Below are 17,368 nucleotides of genomic sequence, written 5' to 3'. Positions count from 1 at the left end.
AAACAAATTCAATGATCTTCTCCCAGGAGCTCGCCATGCGCCTTACCTACGCTCTACCCCTGGCCGGAGCCGCGACACTGGCTTCGTTCGCCGCTCACGCCGAGACCATCACCGTGGCCACGGTGAACAACAACGACATGATCATCATGCAGGGCCTGACCGACGAATTCGAAAAGGCCCACCCGGACATCGACCTGGAATGGGTGGTGCTCGAGGAAAACGTGTTGCGTCAGCGTCTGACCACCGACATCGCCACCGACGGCGGCCAGTTCGATGTCATGACCATCGGGACGTACGAGGTGCCGATCTGGGCCAAGCAGGATTGGCTGGTCGAGCTCGACGACCTGCCCGAGAGCTACAACGAGCAGGATCTGCTCAAGCCGATCCGCGACGGCCTGAGCCAGGACGGTTCGCTCTACGCGCTGCCGTTCTACGGTGAAAGCTCGATGATGTACTACCGCACCGACCTGTTCGAGCAGGCCGGCATCGAGATGCCCGAACAGCCGACCTGGGAGCAGGTCGAGGACTGGGCGAGCCAGATCAACGATCCCGACAACGGCGTGTATGGCATCTGCCTGCGCGGCAAGCCGGGCTGGGGCGAGAACATGGCGTTCGTCAGCACCCTGGTCAATACCTTCGGCGGTCGCTGGTTCGACGAGGAATGGCATCCGGAAATCAACTCGCCGGAGTGGAAGGAAGCGGTCGGTTTCTATGTCGACCTGATGAACAACTATGGCCCGCCGGGGGCGACCTCCAACGGCTTCAACGAGAATCAGGCGCTGTTCTCCAGCGGCAAGTGCGGCATGTGGGTCGATGCCACGTCCGCTGCCGGACGTCTCTACAATCCCGACGAGTCGCAGGTCGCCGACAAGCTCGGCTTCGCCCCGGCGCCGATCGCCGAGACCCCGAAGGGCGCCAACTGGCTGTGGTCGTGGACGCTGGCGATTCCCGCCTCGTCGGATGCCAAGGACGCCGCCAGGACCTTCATTACCTGGGCGACCTCGCAGGACTACATCGAGCTGGTAGGGGAAACCGAAGGCTGGACCAGTGTGCCGCCGGGCACCCGTGAGTCCACCTACGAGAATCCCAAGTACCAGGAAGCTGCGCCGTTCGCCGACTTCGTGCTCAACGCCATCCAGACCGCCGATCCCACCGATTCGACGCTCAAGCCGAGTCCCTACATCGGCGTGCAGACCGTCAACATCCCCGAGTTCCAGGCGGTAGGCACCCAGGTGGGACAGATGATCGGGGCTGCACTTGCCGGTCAACAGTCCGTCGATGCCGCGCTCGACCAGGCCCAGCGTTCGGTCGATCGCACCATGCGCCAGGCGGGATACTACGACTAAGCGATAGCCTCCCGCCGCGGCCGGATCGTCATGATCCGGCCGCCTTTTCCGACCTGTTTCCTTCAATGGGGCATTCCCATGCGCGAGAGAACGTCCGGACGAACCGTCGGCGGCTTCCGCAACGTGTTCCTGCAGGGACCGGCGGTGACGTTGCTGCTGCTGTGGATGCTGGTGCCACTGGGCATGACCCTGTGGTTCTCCTTCCAGCGCTATAACCTGATCAATCCCATGATTTCCGGTTTCGCCGGCTGGGATAACTATACCTATCTGCTCACCGATCCGGCCTTGTGGACTGCGATGGGCAACACCCTGCTGCTGGTCGGCTGGGTGCTGGCGATCAGCGTGATCGGCGGCACGCTGCTGGCGGTGCTCTTCCAGCAGGAGTTCTTCGGTCGCGGCATCGCCCGCCTGCTGGTGATCGCGCCGTTCTTCGTCATGCCCACGGTCGGCGCCCTGGTGTGGAAGAACATGCTGATGCACCCGGTCAACGGCGTGTTCGCCTGGCTGAGCGGCCTGCTCGGGCTGCCGGTGATCGACTGGTTCTCGTCGATGCCGCTGGCGTCGATCATCATCATCGTCGCCTGGCAGTGGATGCCGTTCGCCTTGCTGATCCTGCTCACCGCCATCCAGTCCCTGGACGATGACCAGGTCGAAGCGGCGCGCATGGACGGTGCCGGACCGCTGGCGATCTTCTGGTTCATCACCCTGCCGCACCTGAAGCGGGCGATCAGCGTGGTGATCATGATCGAGATGATCTTCCTGCTGACGATTTTCGCCGAGATATTCGTCACCACCTCGGGCGGCCCGGGGCTGGCCTCGACCAATCTGGCCTATTTCATCTATATCCGCGCGTTGCTGGACTTCGACGTGGGCGGCGCCTCGGCCGGCGGTGTCATCGCCATCATCCTGGCCAACATCGTGGCGATCTTCTTGATCCGCACCGTGGCCAAGAATCTCGAGACCTGAGGCGAGGAGCACTGCATGAATCCTACGATGACCAAGAAACTGCTGCTCACGCTGCTCGCCTGGGGCATCGCGTTGATCGTGTTCTTTCCGATCTTCTGGATGGTGCTGACCGGCTTCAAGACCGAAGGCGAGGCCGTGGCGACACCGCCGAGCCTGTTCTTCGAGCCGACCCTGGCGGGCTATCACGAAGTCATGGCGCGTGCCGACTACTTGAAGTTCGCCCTGAACAGCATCGTGATCTCGTTCGGCTCGACCCTGCTGGCGCTGATCGTGGCGATTCCCTCGGCCTATTCGATGGCCTTCCTGCCGACCAAGCGCACCCGCGGCACGTTGCTGTGGATGCTGTCCACCAAGATGCTGCCGCCGGTCGGCGTGCTGATGCCGGTGTACCTGCTGTTCCGCGACATGGGCCTGCTCGACTCCCAGCTCGGTCTGACCATCGTCTACATGCTGATGAACCTGCCGATCGTGGTGTGGATGCTGTACACCTTCTTCAAGGACATTCCCAAGGACATCCTCGAAGCAGGACGCATGGACGGCGCCGGCACCCTGCAGGAAGTGCTCTACCTGCTGTTGCCGCTGACCCTGCCGGGGATCGCGTCCACCGGATTGCTGTCGGTCATCCTGAGCTGGAACGAGGCGTTCTGGAGCCTCAACCTGACGACCTCGGATGCCGCCCCGCTGACCGCTTTCATCGCTTCCTTCTCGAGTCCCGAAGGGCTGTTCTGGGCCAAGTTGTCCGCCGCCTCGACGCTGGCCATCGCGCCGATTCTGATCTTCGGCTGGTTGACCCAGAAGCAGATGGTTCGTGGTCTCACCTTCGGCGCCGTCAAATAAGGAATTCCGCCATGGCAACGCTACAACTCAACAACATCGTCAAGGACTTCGGCGGCACCCAGGTCATCAAGGGCGTCGACCTCGAGGTCAAGGACCGCGAATTCGTGGTCTTCGTCGGCCCCTCGGGCTGCGGCAAGTCGACCCTGATGCGGATGATCGCCGGGCTCGAGAGCACCACCAGCGGCGAGATCGCTATCGACGGCCAGCGCGTCAACGAGGTCGGGCCCGCCGACCGCGGCCTGGCGATGGTCTTCCAGAGCTACGCGCTCTACCCGCACATGACCGTCGAGGACAACATGGGCTTCAGCCTGCGCCTGGCCAAGGTGCCCAAGGCCGAGCGCCGCGAGAAGGTCCTCGCCGCCGCACGCATCCTGCAGCTCGAGCCCCTGCTCGACCGCAAGCCCCGCGCGCTGTCCGGCGGCCAGCGTCAGCGCGTGGCGATCGGACGGGCGATCGTGCGCAACCCCAGCATCTTCCTGTTCGACGAACCGCTGTCGAACCTGGACGCGGCGCTGCGCGTGCAGATGCGCATCGAGCTGGCCCGGCTCCACGAGGAGCTCGACGCGACGATGATCTACGTCACCCACGACCAGATCGAGGCCATGACCATGGCCGACAAGATCGTCGTGCTGCAGGACGGCGTGGTCGAGCAGATCGGCTCGCCGATGGAGCTCTACCACCACCCGCGCAACCGCTTCGTGGCCGGCTTCATCGGCTCGCCGAAGATGAACTTCCTGGAGGTCGAGGTGCGCGGTGCCGACGCCGAGGGGGTCGACGTGGCGCTGCCCGGCGGCGACTGCCGGGTGCCGGTCGCGGGCGACGGCGTCAGCGCCGGCGATACGCTGACGCTGGGCATCCGTCCCGAGCACCTGGTGCTCGACGAGGCGGGGCCGCTGACGGGCCGGATCCAGGTCATCGAACGTCTCGGCGGCGTCACCTCGCTGTATCTCGAGCACGGCGACAGCGAGTGGATTCTGGTCGCCGACGGCAACGTCGCGCATCGCGTGCACGACGAGGTGCGCTTCACCTTCGACCCGGCCTGCGCGCACCTTTTCACTGCCGATGGCCTGGCCCTGGCGCACCTGACGCGCCACCCGCTGGCCGATATCGACCGCAAGGAAAATCGCGCCTCTTCGGCATCGGACGGCCGCTGATGAAGTCGCCCATGGAGGTGCTGATCTTCGACTGCGACGGCGTGCTGGTGGACAGCGAAGCCATCGCCGAGACGGTGCTGCGCGAGCGACTGGCGGCCTGGCTGCCTGACCTGGCGATCGGTGATGAATTGCGCCGGGCACTGGGCATGACTACCCAGGCGATTCTCGATCATCTGGCTGCCCGCAGCGCGCATGCCTTGCCCGATGACGCCCTCGAACGCATCGACACGGCGATCGAGGCGCGATTGGCCGAGGAGCTCGAGGCCATGGCCGGCGTGGCGGCTGCCATCGAGGCCCTCGATCTGCCGCTGGCGATCGTCTCCAACAGCCGCCGCCGTCGCGTCGTCGCCTCGCTGGCCAACACCGGGCTCGATGCGCAACTCGGCAAGGCGCCGCTGTTCACCGCCGAGCAGGTCGCGCACCCCAAGCCGGCGCCTGATGTCTATCGCCTGGCGGCGTCGCATCTCGGTGTCGCGCCTGCCGCCTGCCTCGTTATCGAGGACAGTGTCTCGGGGACCCGGGCGGCCTGTGCCGCCGGCATGACGGTGATCGGTTTCACCGGCGCCAGTCATGTCGAGCCCGGCCATGCACAACGGCTGCGCGACGCCGGCGCCTGGCAGGTGCTCACGCACATGGCGGCGCTTGGCGAGCTGGTACAGCGCTGGCGCGGCGAGCGTCACGCCGTGCGCTGAAGACCGCCGGGGGGATATGGCCGACGGCCCGAAGCTGGCGCTTCATCATGACTTCACTCGAACAAGGAACCACAGCGATGAAACTCGACAAGCGAACGGCAGTGGTGACCGGCGGCGCGCGCGGGATCGGCCTGGCGATCGTCAAGGGCTATCTGCGGGAAGGGGCGCGCGTGGCGATCGCCGATATCGACACCGACGCCGCCGAGCAGGCGGTCGCCGAGATTCGGGCCGAGGTCGACGAGGCGCCGGTGATGGCGGTGCGGCTCGACGTGGCCGACGCCGACTCGCGCCAGGCGATGATCGCGGCCGTCGAGGCGCGTTTCGGCGGTATCGACATCCTCGTCAACAATGCGGCGGTATTCGACATGGCCCCGGTGCTCGAGGTCAGCGAGGCCAGCTATGACCGGCAATTCGGCATCAACGTCAAGGGGACCTTCTTCACCCTGCAGGCGGTGGCGGCGCATATGGTCGAGCGCGGCCAGGGCGGCAAGATCATCAACATGGCCTCCCAGGCCGGGCGCCGCGGCGAGCCCCTGGTCAGCATGTACTGCGCCTCCAAGGCCGCGGTGATCAGCCTCACCCAGTCCTGCGGCCTCGCCCTGATCAAGCACCGCATCAACGTCAACGGCATCGCCCCCGGGGTGGTCGACACCCCCATGTGGGACGAGGTCGATGCCTTGTTCGCGCGCTACGAGAACCGCCCGGCCGGCGAGAAGAAGCGCCTGGTCGGCGAGGCGGTGCCCTATGGTCGCATGGGGCGTCCCGAGGATCATGTCGGTGCGGCGGTGTTCCTGGCTTCCGCCGACAGCGACTACGTGGTGGCACAGACGCTGAACGTCGATGGCGGCAACTGGATGAGCTGATCATGAGCGCAGAACTGCCTCACTTCGATATCGTCACCGCCGGCGAGCTGCTCGCCGAATTCGTCGCCGAGCGACCCGGCCAGCGTTTCGACGTGCCGGGACGTTTCCAGGGGCCGTTTCCCAGCGGTGCGCCGGCGATCTTCGCCTCCCAGGCGGCGCGCATGGGGGCGCGGGTCGCCTATGCCGGCTGCGTGGGCAGCGATGGCTTCGGCGACCTGATCCTGGATCGGCTGACCGCCGACGGGATCGATACCGCTGCGGTGGGGCGCGATGCCGAGTATCCCACCGGCACCGCCTTCGTGCGTTATCGCGACGACGGCGACCGCGACTTCATCTTCAACCTGACGCACAGCGCAGCGGCGCGTCTCGACGTCGACGATGCCGGGCTCGAACGACTGGCGGATTGCCGGTATCTGCATGTGATGGGCTCGTCGCTGTCTTCACCCGCGGCCATCGCACTGATCGATCGGCTGGCTACACGGGTTCGCGCGCGTGGTGGCCGGATCAGTTTCGACCCCAATATTCGTGCCGAATTGATGGCCGACCCGGCGACCCGGGCGGCGGTGCTGACGCGCATCGACGATTGCGATGTCTTCCTGCCCAGCGAAGCGGACCTTGCCTGGCTCAGCCATGGCGAGCCGGAGGCCGAGACCGTGGCGAGACTGCTCGACGAACGGCGCATGTCGCTGGTGGTGCTCAAGCGTGCCGCGCGCGGCAGCGAGGCCTTCACGTCGGGTCACGCGCCCCGACGCGTGGCGGCGTATCCCGTCGATGAGCGCGACCCCACCGGAGCCGGCGACTGTTTCGGAGGCGCCCTGATGGCCGCGCTGGCGGCGGGCGAGCCGCTCGAGCGTGCCCTGCAGCTGGCCAGCGCCGCCGGTGCCCACGCGGTGACGCGTGTCGGTCCCATGGAGGGGTGCAGCGACCGCGCCACCCTCGACGCCCTGATTGCATCCCACGGAGGTGCCCGATGAGCGATCATCTGCTCGACCCTATCGTCACGGCCAACCGCGAAGGCAGCCGACGCGGCATCTACTCGGTATGCTCGGCGCATCCGCTGGTGCTCGAGGCGGCGTTTCACCAGGCACTCGAGGATGGCTCGCCGCTGCTGATCGAGGCGACCTGCAACCAGGTCAATCAGGAGGGCGGCTATACCGGCCAGACGCCGGCCGACTTCCGTGATCGGGTCGCGGCGATCGCCGAGGAATGCGGGTTCGATGCCGGGCGCTTGATTCTGGGCGGGGATCATCTGGGCCCCTCGCCGTGGCAGGATCAGCCCGCCGAGACGGCGATGGCCAAGGCCGAGGCACTGGTCGCGGCCTACGCCGCAGCGGGCTTCACCAAGCTGCACCTGGACGCCAGCATGCCTTGCGCCGACGATCCGGCGGCACTCGATGACGCGCAGGTCGCGGCACGTGCCGCGCGGCTATGCCATGCCGCGGAGCAGGCCGTCGGCGATCGCTGCGGCGAGCTGCGCTACGTGATCGGCACCGAAGTGCCCACCCCGGGCGGTGCCCACGAACACCTCGACGGCGTGGCGGTGACCACCACCGACGACCTGGCACGTACCCTCGCCACTCATCGCGACGTGTTCGAGACTCAAGGGCTGGCGGATGCCTGGGCCCGGGTGCGCGGCGTGGTCGTCCAGCCAGGGGTCGAGTTCGGTCACAGCGAGGTGGTCGACTTCGTGCCGGACGAGGCGCGCGCGTTGAGCCGCGCCATCGCCGCCTGGCCGAACATCGTCTTCGAGGCGCACTCCACCGATTATCAGACGCCCGCCGCCTATGCCGAGCTGGTGGCCGGCCACTTCGCGATTCTCAAGGTCGGGCCGGCGCTGACCTTTGCGTTGCGCGAGGCGTTGTTCGCGCTCGAGGCCATCGCCACCGAGGCGCCGGGCATCGACGCACCGCCGCTCGGTGCCAGTCTCGAACAGGCGATGCGTGACGACCCCCGCTACTGGCAGGCCTATTACGAGGGCGATGCCGAACAGCAACGCTTCGCGCGTCGCTACAGCCTGAGCGATCGGATCCGTTATTACTGGACGCGGCCGGAGGTGGCGGCGAACGTCGAGGCGCTGTTCGACACGCTGAGCCGCCGACCGATGCCACCGACCCTGATCAGCCAATATCTGCCCGACGGCTATCGGGCGGTTTGCGAGGGGCGCCTGGCGGCCGAGCCTCGCGCGCTGGTGCGCCAGCACATCCAGCAGGTGCTCGCGGCCTATGCCCGGGCCTGCCTGCCCGAATCACGTTGAACGGCGGGAGCGAGGCGATGCGTCAACTGCACTTCGATTTCAGCGGTAGCGTGGTGTTGATCACCGGGGCGGCCAACGGCATCGGCAAACAGCTCGCCGAGCGGTTCGCGGCAGGCGGCGCCCATCTGGTGCTGGCCGACCGCAGCGAGGCGGTCGAGGCGGTCGCCCGGGCACTCGGCGACACCCACCTGGCCGCGGTGCTCGATGTCAGCGAGGAAGATGCCGTCGAGGCGATGGTCACGCAGGCCATCGAGCGCTTCGGCCACATCGACGTGCTGGTCAACAATGCCGGCATCGGCCCGCTGGCGCCCGCCGAGTCGATGGAGGCCACGCTCTGGGATGCCACCCAGGCGGTCAACCTGCGCGGCGTGTTCCTGTGTTGTCGCGCGGTGGGACGGCGCATGCGCGAGCGCGGCTACGGACGCATCGTCAATCTTGCCTCGCAGGCGGCCAGCGTCGGCCTGGAAGGGCACCTGGCCTACTGTGCCAGCAAGTCCGGCGTGCTGGGGCTGACGCGTACCCTGGCGCTGGAATGGGGGCCGTACGGAGTGACCGCCAACGCGGTGTCGCCGACGGTGGTCGACACCGAATTGGGACGCTACGGCTGGGCCGGGGAGAAGGGCGAGCGCATGAAGGCGCTGATTCCCACCCGGCGTTTCGCCACCCCCGACGAGATCGCCGACAGCATATTGTTCCTGGCTGCCCGCGAGTCGGCGATGATCAACGGCGCCGACCTGCGGGTGGACGGCGGTTATACCGCGTGCTGACGAGGGACGGGAGCCATGACGGACACCTTTGCCAACGCCGATGACGCGCTCATGATGACGCCGACGCTCGAGGCCATGGCCGAGCGGTTGCTGACGCATGCCTCGCCGGAGCGTCGCACCCTGGTGGCCATCGCCGGCCCGCCGGCGGCGGGCAAGTCGACGCTCACCCAGCGGCTCTGCGAGCGGCTCAATGTCCTGCAGCCGGGTGTGGCGGCCATCGTCCCCATGGACGGGTATCACTTCGACAACGCGGTGCTCGCGCCCCAGGGCCGGCTGGACATCAAGGGCGCGCCGGAAACCTTCGATGTCGCGGGGCTGCTGAGCGACCTGACACGTCTGCGTCGCGACGACGGCGCGGTGGCCGTACCGGTGTTCGATCGCCCGCTCGACCTGGCACGCGCCGGCGGCCGCCTGATCCTGCCCGAGCATCGCCTGGTGCTGGTCGAGGGCAATTACCTGTTGCTGGACGCTCCGCCCTGGCGCGAGCTGCAAGCCTTGTTCGACCTGTCGGTGTTCATCGACGTGCCCGATAGCGTGCTGGTCGAGCGTCTGCTGTGCCGCTGGCGAGACATGGGGCAGGACCCGGCCGGCGCGCGGGCACGCACCCATGACAAGGACATGCTCAACGCACGGTTGGTCAACGATCGCTCGGCGGCGCCGGACTGGCGCTGGCAATTTCACGCTGCTATTCGACACTCGCTCGGCCCCAAGGAGTCTTCCCATGACTGAACTGACCAACGCTACCCTGGCGCGTCTCGACGCCGCCGTCGCCACGCCGAGCTATGACCGCTCGCAGCTCACCCCGGGCATCGTCCATATCGGCGTGGGCGGATTTCATCGCGCTCATCAGGCGATGTATCTCGATGCGCTGATGAATCGGGGCGAGGCGCTCGACTGGGCCATCGTCGGGGTCGGTGTCATGCCCGGCGATACGCGCATGCGCGATGCCCTGGCCGCACAGGATCATCTCTACACGCTGGTGGTCAAGCACCCCGATGGCCGCTACGAGCCGCGGGTGATCGGCTCGCTCATCGATTACCTCTTCGCGCCCGACGATCCCGAGGCGGTCATCGAGGCCATGAGCGATCCCGCGATTCGCATCGTCTCCCTGACGGTCACCGAAGGGGGCTACAACATCGACCCCGCCAACGGCGAATACGATCTCGCGACCCCCGACGTGCGCCATGACCTGGCCTCGCCTCAGGCGCCACGTACGACCTTCGGGCTGGTCATCGCGGCGCTCCAGCGGCGGCGCGAACGGGGCATCGCACCGTTCACGGTGATGTCGTGCGACAACATCGAAGGCAATGGCGATGTCGCCCGCAAGATGTTCACCGCCCACGCCCGGGCCCTGGACGCCGAATTGGGCGCCTGGTTGGAAGCCGAGGTCAGCTTCCCCAACGCCATGGTCGATCGCATCACGCCGGTGACGACCCCGGCCGATTGCCAGGCGCTGGCGGAACGCTTCGGGGTGGAGGACCAGTGGCCGGTGGTCTGCGAACCGTTCACCCAATGGGTGCTCGAGGACCATTTCGCGCTCGGCCGCCCGCCCTACGAATGGGTCGGCGTGCAGATGGTCGAGGATGTCGTGCCCTATGAACTGATGAAACTGCGCCTGCTCAACGCCAGCCATCAGGCGTTGACCTACTTCGGCTATCTCGCCGGCTACCGCTATGCCCACGAAGTGTGCCAGGACCCGCTGTTCGTCGAGTTCCTGCTCGATTACATGCGACTCGAGGCCACGCCGACGCTATCACCGGTACCGGGCGTCGATCTGGCCGACTACCGGCAGACACTGATCGAGCGTTTCGCCAACCCCGAGATCAAGGACACCCTGGCACGTCTATGTGCCGAGAGTTCCGACCGCATCCCCAAATGGTTGCTGCCGGTGATTCGCGAGCAGCTCGCGCGCGGTGGCGATATTCACCGCAGTGCCGCCGTGGTCGCCAGTTGGGCGCGTTACGCCGAGGGCGTCGACGAGCAGGGCGAACCCATCGAGGTGGTCGACCGGCTCAAGGAGCGCTTGATGACGGTCGCCGGCGACAATCGCAACTACCCAGCAGCGTTCATTGAACAGCACGCCTTGTTCGGCGACCTGGCGAAAGAGACACGTTTCCGCGACGCTTATCTTCAGGCGCTTGCCTCCTTGCATGCAGATGGAGCACGCGCGACATTGCATGCCTTGGTCGAGGGTCGTATGTCGTAACGTGGCCAAAGGTCAGATACTCGATACCCCGTCATAGTCGGGGAATGCGCTGCAGCCGAAGGAGAGAGCATGTACGTTGGCGTGGATTGTGGAACGCAGAGCACTAAGGTCGTGATGGTGGATATCGAGCATGCGGCGATTCTGGGAGAGGCGAGTCGTCCGCATCATTTGATCGAAGGCGATAACGGCAAGCGTGAACAGGACGTGAGTGAGTGGATCGCAGCCTTGACCGAGGCGTTCCATGAGGCGGTGAGCGAGGCCGGGATCCAGGCGCGCGACATTCGCGCCATCGGTGTCTCGGGACAGCAGCACGGCATGGTCGCGCTGGACGTGGACGGGCAACCGCTGCATCCCGCGAAATTGTGGTGCGATACCGAAACGGCGCTTCACAACGAGGCGTTGATCGAGCGCTTGGGCGGTCGAGAAGGCTGCCTGGACAAGCTGGGGTTGGTGCTTCAAACCGGCTATACGGCCTCGAAAGTCGCCTGGTTGCGCGATACGCATCCAGATGCCTACCGACGTATCGCCACGTTGCTGTTACCCCATGATTACCTGAACTTCTGGCTGACCGGCGAGCGCGTTGCCGAGTGCGGCGATGCCTCCGGCACCGGATACTTCGATACCCGCACGCGTAGCTGGCGTCATGATGTGTTCCAAATCATGGCGCCCGAACTCTCGCCGGAGGCGGTGCTGCCGCGTTTGGTCGACTCTCACGCCCCAGTGGGCACGGTACGCCCTGAAGTTGCGCGCCTGCTGGGCCTCGGCGATGACGTACTGGTGTCCAGTGGCGGCGGCGACAATATGATGGCGGCGATCGGTACCGGCAACATCGCGCCCGGCATGGTTACCCTGAGCCTGGGCACCTCGGGGACCGTGTACGCTCATTCGTCCGAACCGATGGAGGCCGAGGACGCCCAGGTCGCCAATTTCTGCGCCAGCCACGGGGGCTGGCTACCGCTTATCTGCACCATGAACGTGACCTCGGCGACGACCAAGGTCCGTGAGCTGTTCGGTTTCGATCTGGTGACCTTCGGAGAACGAGTGGCCAGAGCGCCGCTGGGCGCCGAGGGCGTCATGGCCTTGCCGTTCTTCAATGGCGAGCGTGTGCCGGCACTGCCGCACGCCACCGCCAGCTTCGAGGGCATGACGAGCCTCAACACGACCGCGGACAATCTCTGTCGCGCGGTAGTCGAAGGGACGACGTTCGGGCTACGCTATGGGTTCGAACGCTTGGGCGAGCTGGCATCGCAGGCTAGCCAGGTCCGTCTGGTCGGCGGTGGCGCCAAGAGTGCCGTCTGGCGCCAAATCGTCGCTGATGTGCTGGATGTCGACGTGATCTGTCCACGTATTACCGAAGCTGCCGCTCTGGGCGGGGCGATTCAGGCTGCCTGGTGCGATACCCAGACGCGTGGGCGGGGCGAGTCACTGGCGGCACTGACCGAGCGTCTCGTCGAGGTGGATCTCGACACCCTCACCCGCCCGCGTGGCGAACCGGTGCGCCGTTATCAGGAACTTTACCAGCGTTACCGTCAGGCGCTGGCCGAACGCTACGACGTCGCGCCATGAGACGCGACCCATGACCCTTTTCGTTACAGGACATTTGCCATGACGCAACTCGAGGCTCTCAAGCAACTTTCGATGGTGGTCGCCGATACCGGCGATCTCGAGGCGATCAAGCGCTATCAGCCGCACGATGCCACGACCAATCCTTCACTGATCCTCAAGGCTTTCGAGCTGCCCGGCTATCAAACGTTGATCGACGAGACGCTAGCGCAGGTCAAGACTGATATCGCCGATCCCCAAGCCCGTGTCGACGAAGCGGTGGATCGTTTATCCGTCGCCATTGGTAGCGAGATCACGCAACTGATTCCGGGGCGCGTGTCCACGGAAGTGGCTGCCAAGCTGTCCTTCGATCGCGAGGCGAGCATCAAGAAGGCGCATCGTCTCATCGAGCTTTACGAGCAGCACGGGGTCGGTCGTGAACGCGTGCTGATCAAGCTGGCCTCCACTTGGGAGGGCATCCGCGCTGCCGAACAGCTCGAGAAAGAAGGCATTCAGTGCAACCTGACGCTGTTGTTCTCCAAGGCGCAGGCCCGTGCCTGTTTCGACGCCGGGGTGTATCTCATCTCGCCCTTCGTGGGCCGCGTCACCGACTGGTACAAGCAGAAAACCGGGCAGGAGTACGCGCCGGAGGAAGATCCGGGCGTGGTGTTCGTGCGTGAGGTATGCGATATCGCCAGCCGTTATCGTTACGACACGGTGGTCATGGGCGCCAGCTTCCGCACCCAGGGCCAAATCCTGGGCTTGGCTGGCTGCAACCGCCTGACCATTTCACCGGCGCTGCTTGAGGAGCTCGAGAGCCAGGAAGGCGACATCGAACGCAAGATCAGCGATGTCGGGGACGCCAGCGAGCGCCTCGCGCCAATCGATGAAGCCGAGTTCCGCTGGGGGCTCAATCAGGATGCCATGGCGACCGAGAAGCTCGCCGAAGGCATTCGCCGTTTCGCCGACGACCAGGCGACTCTCGAAGAGAAGCTCGCCGCGCGCCTGGGGTGACGCGCCATCGTGCTGCATGAACGCAAGAAGGCCGGCGAATGCCGGCCTTCTTGCATTTCATAGGCATGGCGGCGATGCGGTGGATGGTTGGGCCATGAGGTCGATCCGCATGGTCGTCTCAGCTGTTTGCAGTACGGCGGTCAACGCTTGGGGCGCGGGCCGATGCAGTAATACTGGGTTTCCAGATATTCCTCCATGCCGGCATGGGCGCCTTCGCGGCCCAGTCCCGACTGCTTTACGCCGCCGAAAGGGACGTGTGGCCCGGTGATGTCCATGGTATTCACCCCGACCATGCCAAACTCCAGCTCGCGCAGGAACTTGCGGATACGGGCATCGTCATGAGTGTAAACGTATGAAGCGAGACCGTAGATAGTGTCGTTGGCGGCCGAGATGACTTCATCGTCGTCATCGAAGGCACGGATGGTTGCCACCGGGGCGAACGCCTCCTCGACGGAGACACGCATGTCGGTCGTGAAGTCGGCCACCAGCGTGGGCATGAAAAAATGGGCGCCGGGGGCCTCGCCTTGATCGCGACCGATGATGCGCGCTCCTTTGTTTCTTGCATCGTCGACCAGCGCGTGGGCTTCATCGACCGCGTCGCGATTGATCAGCGGCCCGATCTCGTTGTCTTCATCGAAGCCGTTACCCACGCCCATGGCATTCATGCGTTCGGCGAAGCGCTTGATGAAGTCTTCGTAGAGGGAGCGGTGCACGTAGATCCGGTTGGCGGCGACGCAGTCCTGACCGCTGGTCTGGAACTTGGCTGCGATCGCCCCGTCGACGGCGGTCTCCAGGTCGACATCGTCGCAGACGATGAACGGTGCGTTGCCGCCGAGTTCCATCGCCGTGCACTTGACCGTATCCGCACTCTGACGCAAGAGCTGTCGACCTACTTGGGTGGAGCCGGTGAACGATAGGGCGCGCACGCGATCATCGGCGCATACTTTTTCGGAGAAGCGCTTGCCAGCGCAGGTCAGTACATTGAACTCGCCATTCGTCAACCCGGCGCGCTCGGCCAATACAGCCAGGGCCAGGGCACTGAATGGGGTCTGACTGGCAGGGTTGACCAGCGTGGTGCAGCCTGCCGCCAGGGCGGCCCCGACCTTGCGCGTGATCATCGCCAGCGGGAAGTTCCACGGCGTGATGATGGCGGCCACGCCCACCGGTTGGCGGGTCGTGCCAAGCGCAAATGCGGGGTCCTCTGGAGGTATGGTCTCGCCGGTGCCGCGGCGCGCCTCCTCGGCGAACCAGCGCAAGAAACTCGCAGCATAGTCGACTTCGCCATGCGCTTCCGCGAGCGGTTTGCCTTGTTCCAGGGTCATCAGCCGGGCAAGCGCTTCGGCATGCTCGTGCATGCCTTCGTACCACGCCAGCAGTTTGTCGGCGCGCTCGACACATGACGTGCTGCGCCATGCCATGAAGGCGCGCGACGCCGTGTCGATCGCCTCTTCGATATGGGTGGACTGCAGTTCCGGCACATGGCCTATCACCTGTTCGGTAGCCGGGTCACTGACTGCCTGACGGCCATTATCGGGGGCATCGATCCAGCGGCCACCGACAAAGGCTTGCTCACGTATCAGTGCTTTTTCATCGCCTTCCATAAGCAATACTCCTGAAAAAGACATGCGCTAACGATCATGACGCTACGCTCATGAGTGGCGCATACTCAAGCGCCATCATGTATTGCTATCGTTACAAGTGAACGCTTGGGTAACCAATGCGGCAACCGAGTGCACAGTACTTTTAGATGATGGCGTGGGAACGGTTTACGGTGAGGAGAGGCCGGCGAATGCCGGCCTTTTGCGTCTGCACGAATGGCTGGTGAGACTCAGCCTTTCCAGACATCGGCGAGAATTTCGTAGGAACGACGGCGATCCTCGTGGTCGTAGAAATCACCGTTGATCATCAGTTCGTCGGCTTGGGTGTGCGCGAGCAGGTTCTCGAGTTCATCGCGGATCGTATCGGGGCCGCCGACGATGGCGGCGCCGAGGTTCTGACTGACCATGGCGCGTTCCTGCGGCGACCAGTCGAGTGCTTCGACGGGCGGCAGGGTGCGCGTGCTCTTGCCGCGAATCAGGTTGAGAAACTTCTGTTGCTGGGTAGTGGCCAAATACTGCGCGTGCGCATCGCTGTCGGCGGCGACCAGTGGAATGCCCAGCATCACATAAGGCGCGTCCAGCACCTCGGAGGGCTGGAATAGTTGCCGATAGAGCTGGATGGCCTCGAGCATGTAGCCCGGCGCGAACTGCCCTGCGAAAGCGAACGGCAGGCCGAGCTGTGCGGCGAGGCGCGCGCTGAAATCGCTGGAGCCCAGCAACCAGAGCGGTACATGCGTACCCTGGCCGGGGATCGCCTTGACGCGCTGATCGGGCAGGGCCTCGCCCAGATAGCCGCGTAGCTCGGCCAAGCGGTCGGGGAAGTCATTCACGCCAGCGCGTGGGTTGCGGCGCATGGCCTGCATGGTCACGCCATCGGAGCCAGGTGCGCGTCCCAGGCCGAGATCGATACGGCCCGGGTAGAGCGTTTCCAGCGTTCCAAATTGCTCGGCGACTACCAGCGGCGGATGGTTGGGCAGCATGATACCGCCCGATCCCACGCGAATGCGTTGAGTCTTGCCGGCGACATGGCCGATGAGCAAAGACGTGGCGGCGCTAGCGATACCGTCGATGTTGTGATGCTCGGCCAGCCAATAGCGGTTGTAGCCCAGAGTGTCGGTGAGCTGGGCGAGATCGACCGTGCATTCGAACGTCTCGGCGGCGGTACCGTCATGCGAGATCGGCGCGAGATCGAGTACGGACAGCGGAATTTGCGAAAGTCGGCTCATGATGGCCCCTTGGATAGGATAACGTTAGCGTCCTCAATATTTCTTTTTGTGGGGGTGGCGAGGACATAACTCAAGGTTCGGCGAAGCGTTCATGCAAGGTGCATTCATGGCATGAATTGAAGCCAGAGCCAGGAGCTGAACAGCACGATGCCCAGCACGCCGATGGGGCGTGCATGGCGCCGCCACAAGGACAATGCCGCGTCGCCGGCGAGATGCACCAGCAAGGCGAGGCCGAAATAACGCACGCCACGTGCCAGCAAGGCTGCCAACAGGAAAAACGGAAAGGGGTAACCACTGGAACCGGCGGCGAGCATGGCGATCTGGAAGGGAATGGGAATGATGCCCACCGCAAGCACCGCCAGGAAGCCGTCGTTGGCCATGCGTGTCTGAAAGGCGTTATAGGCGTCCTGACCACCGAACAAAGGGATGAGTGTCGTTCCCCAGGTGTTCAACGCCCATGCACCCAGTGCGTAACCGATGCAGGCGGCGGCCAGGTTGCCTGCCAGCGCGACGCTTGCCAGGCGCCATTTGCGACGCGGCTGGGCCAGCATCCAGGGAATCAGGATGGTCTCGATAGGAATCGGAACCAGGAGGGTTTCCAGCACCGAGGCGAAAAACAAAAGCGACAAGGCGTGCCGTGAATGCGAGAGACGCTCAAGCCAAGCGGTGGCGGACGCCAGGCGGGTCGGTGACGGCATAACAGGCTCTTCAATCTTTAATAAGGTTTAATGGTTTATTTGCTTAAATATAAAAAACGGTTATGGTCGTGCGGCTTTGGTTCGGCCATCGTTGTCGTTTGGTCTCATGTGCCTGGCTTTGGTTCCATGGGTCATTGCAGGCATGCCGAGCTCGGTGATAAGAACCCGGTAGGTGCAATGAGGCACCGTATCGTCGGAGACTAAG

16 protein-coding genes are annotated in these 17,368 nt (G+C 64.8%); 13 read left to right on the top strand and 3 right to left on the bottom strand.

The window, feature by feature from the left end; translation table 11 throughout:
- The first annotated feature begins 35 nt into the window (after positions 1 to 35).
- From LUN51_RS07810 to tal, 13 genes are all read left to right on the top strand, one after another.
- Entirely contained in the window at positions 36 to 1,346 is a 1,311-nt protein-coding gene (locus tag LUN51_RS07810) for an ABC transporter substrate-binding protein (protein WP_011505941.1), read from the top strand.
- A gap of 78 nt (positions 1,347 to 1,424) precedes the next feature.
- Complete coding sequence (locus LUN51_RS07805; protein WP_011505942.1) at positions 1,425 to 2,312, top strand: carbohydrate ABC transporter permease; 888 nt, start codon at positions 1,425 to 1,427, stop codon at positions 2,310 to 2,312.
- Positions 2,313 to 2,327: 15 nt separating this feature from the next.
- Entirely contained in the window at positions 2,328 to 3,149 is an 822-nt protein-coding gene (locus tag LUN51_RS07800; RefSeq protein WP_011505943.1) for a carbohydrate ABC transporter permease, read from the top strand.
- Between the two features lie 11 nt (positions 3,150 to 3,160).
- Entirely contained in the window at positions 3,161 to 4,303 is a 1,143-nt protein-coding gene (locus LUN51_RS07795) for an ABC transporter ATP-binding protein (RefSeq protein WP_277810817.1), read from the top strand.
- A complete protein-coding gene (locus tag LUN51_RS07790; RefSeq protein WP_084075928.1) occupies positions 4,303 to 4,995 on the top strand; it encodes an HAD family hydrolase in 693 nt (230 codons plus the stop codon). The genes LUN51_RS07795 and LUN51_RS07790 overlap by 1 nt, the downstream gene beginning before the upstream one ends.
- Before the next feature lie 77 nt (positions 4,996 to 5,072).
- Entirely contained in the window at positions 5,073 to 5,858 is a 786-nt protein-coding gene (locus tag LUN51_RS07785) for an L-iditol 2-dehydrogenase (RefSeq protein WP_011505946.1), read from the top strand.
- Between the two features lie 2 nt (positions 5,859 to 5,860).
- On the top strand, positions 5,861 to 6,832 hold the full coding sequence (locus tag LUN51_RS07780) for a sugar kinase (RefSeq protein WP_277810816.1): 972 nt from the start codon (positions 5,861 to 5,863) through the stop codon (positions 6,830 to 6,832).
- A complete protein-coding gene (locus tag LUN51_RS07775) occupies positions 6,829 to 8,112 on the top strand; it encodes a D-tagatose-bisphosphate aldolase, class II, non-catalytic subunit (protein WP_277810815.1) in 1,284 nt (427 codons plus the stop codon). The genes LUN51_RS07780 and LUN51_RS07775 overlap by 4 nt, the downstream gene beginning before the upstream one ends.
- 17 nt (positions 8,113 to 8,129) lie before the next feature.
- On the top strand, positions 8,130 to 8,879 hold the full coding sequence (locus tag LUN51_RS07770) for an SDR family oxidoreductase (protein ID WP_035414541.1): 750 nt from the start codon (positions 8,130 to 8,132) through the stop codon (positions 8,877 to 8,879).
- A 15-nt stretch (positions 8,880 to 8,894) separates the two neighbouring features.
- Complete coding sequence (locus LUN51_RS07765; protein ID WP_277810814.1) at positions 8,895 to 9,608, top strand: nucleoside triphosphate hydrolase; 714 nt, start codon at positions 8,895 to 8,897, stop codon at positions 9,606 to 9,608.
- The gene (locus tag LUN51_RS07760; protein ID WP_277810813.1) at positions 9,601 to 11,085 is read left to right on the top strand and encodes a mannitol dehydrogenase family protein; all 1,485 of its coding nucleotides are present in this window, start codon (positions 9,601 to 9,603) and stop codon (positions 11,083 to 11,085) included. The genes LUN51_RS07765 and LUN51_RS07760 overlap by 8 nt, the downstream gene beginning before the upstream one ends.
- 69 nt (positions 11,086 to 11,154) lie before the next feature.
- Complete coding sequence (xylB, locus tag LUN51_RS07755) at positions 11,155 to 12,651, top strand: xylulokinase (RefSeq protein WP_277810812.1); 1,497 nt, start codon at positions 11,155 to 11,157, stop codon at positions 12,649 to 12,651.
- 39 nt (positions 12,652 to 12,690) lie between these two features.
- Positions 12,691 to 13,641: a transaldolase gene (gene tal / locus LUN51_RS07750; protein WP_075369460.1), complete on the top strand. Its 951-nt coding sequence runs from the start codon at positions 12,691 to 12,693 to the stop codon at positions 13,639 to 13,641.
- Between the two features lie 140 nt (positions 13,642 to 13,781).
- On the opposite strand, the gene LUN51_RS07745 is transcribed toward tal, so the two are convergent.
- From LUN51_RS07745 to LUN51_RS07735, 3 genes are all read right to left on the bottom strand, one after another.
- The gene (locus tag LUN51_RS07745; RefSeq protein WP_277810811.1) at positions 13,782 to 15,242 is read right to left on the bottom strand and encodes an NAD-dependent succinate-semialdehyde dehydrogenase; all 1,461 of its coding nucleotides are present in this window, start codon (positions 15,240 to 15,242) and stop codon (positions 13,782 to 13,784) included.
- 227 nt (positions 15,243 to 15,469) lie between these two features.
- Complete coding sequence (locus tag LUN51_RS07740; protein ID WP_277810810.1) at positions 15,470 to 16,465, bottom strand: LLM class flavin-dependent oxidoreductase; 996 nt, start codon at positions 16,463 to 16,465, stop codon at positions 15,470 to 15,472.
- A 104-nt stretch (positions 16,466 to 16,569) separates the two neighbouring features.
- Entirely contained in the window at positions 16,570 to 17,163 is a 594-nt protein-coding gene (locus tag LUN51_RS07735; RefSeq protein WP_277810809.1) for a YqaA family protein, read from the bottom strand.
- Between the last annotated feature and the right edge of the window lie 205 nt (positions 17,164 to 17,368).

It is taken from the genome of Chromohalobacter canadensis, from assembly GCF_029544075.1.
Classification (GTDB): Bacteria; Pseudomonadota; Gammaproteobacteria; order Pseudomonadales; family Halomonadaceae; genus Chromohalobacter; species Chromohalobacter canadensis_A.
Note: the sequence above shows the minus strand (reverse complement) of the source record. Positions and strands in the feature narration are given on the sequence as shown.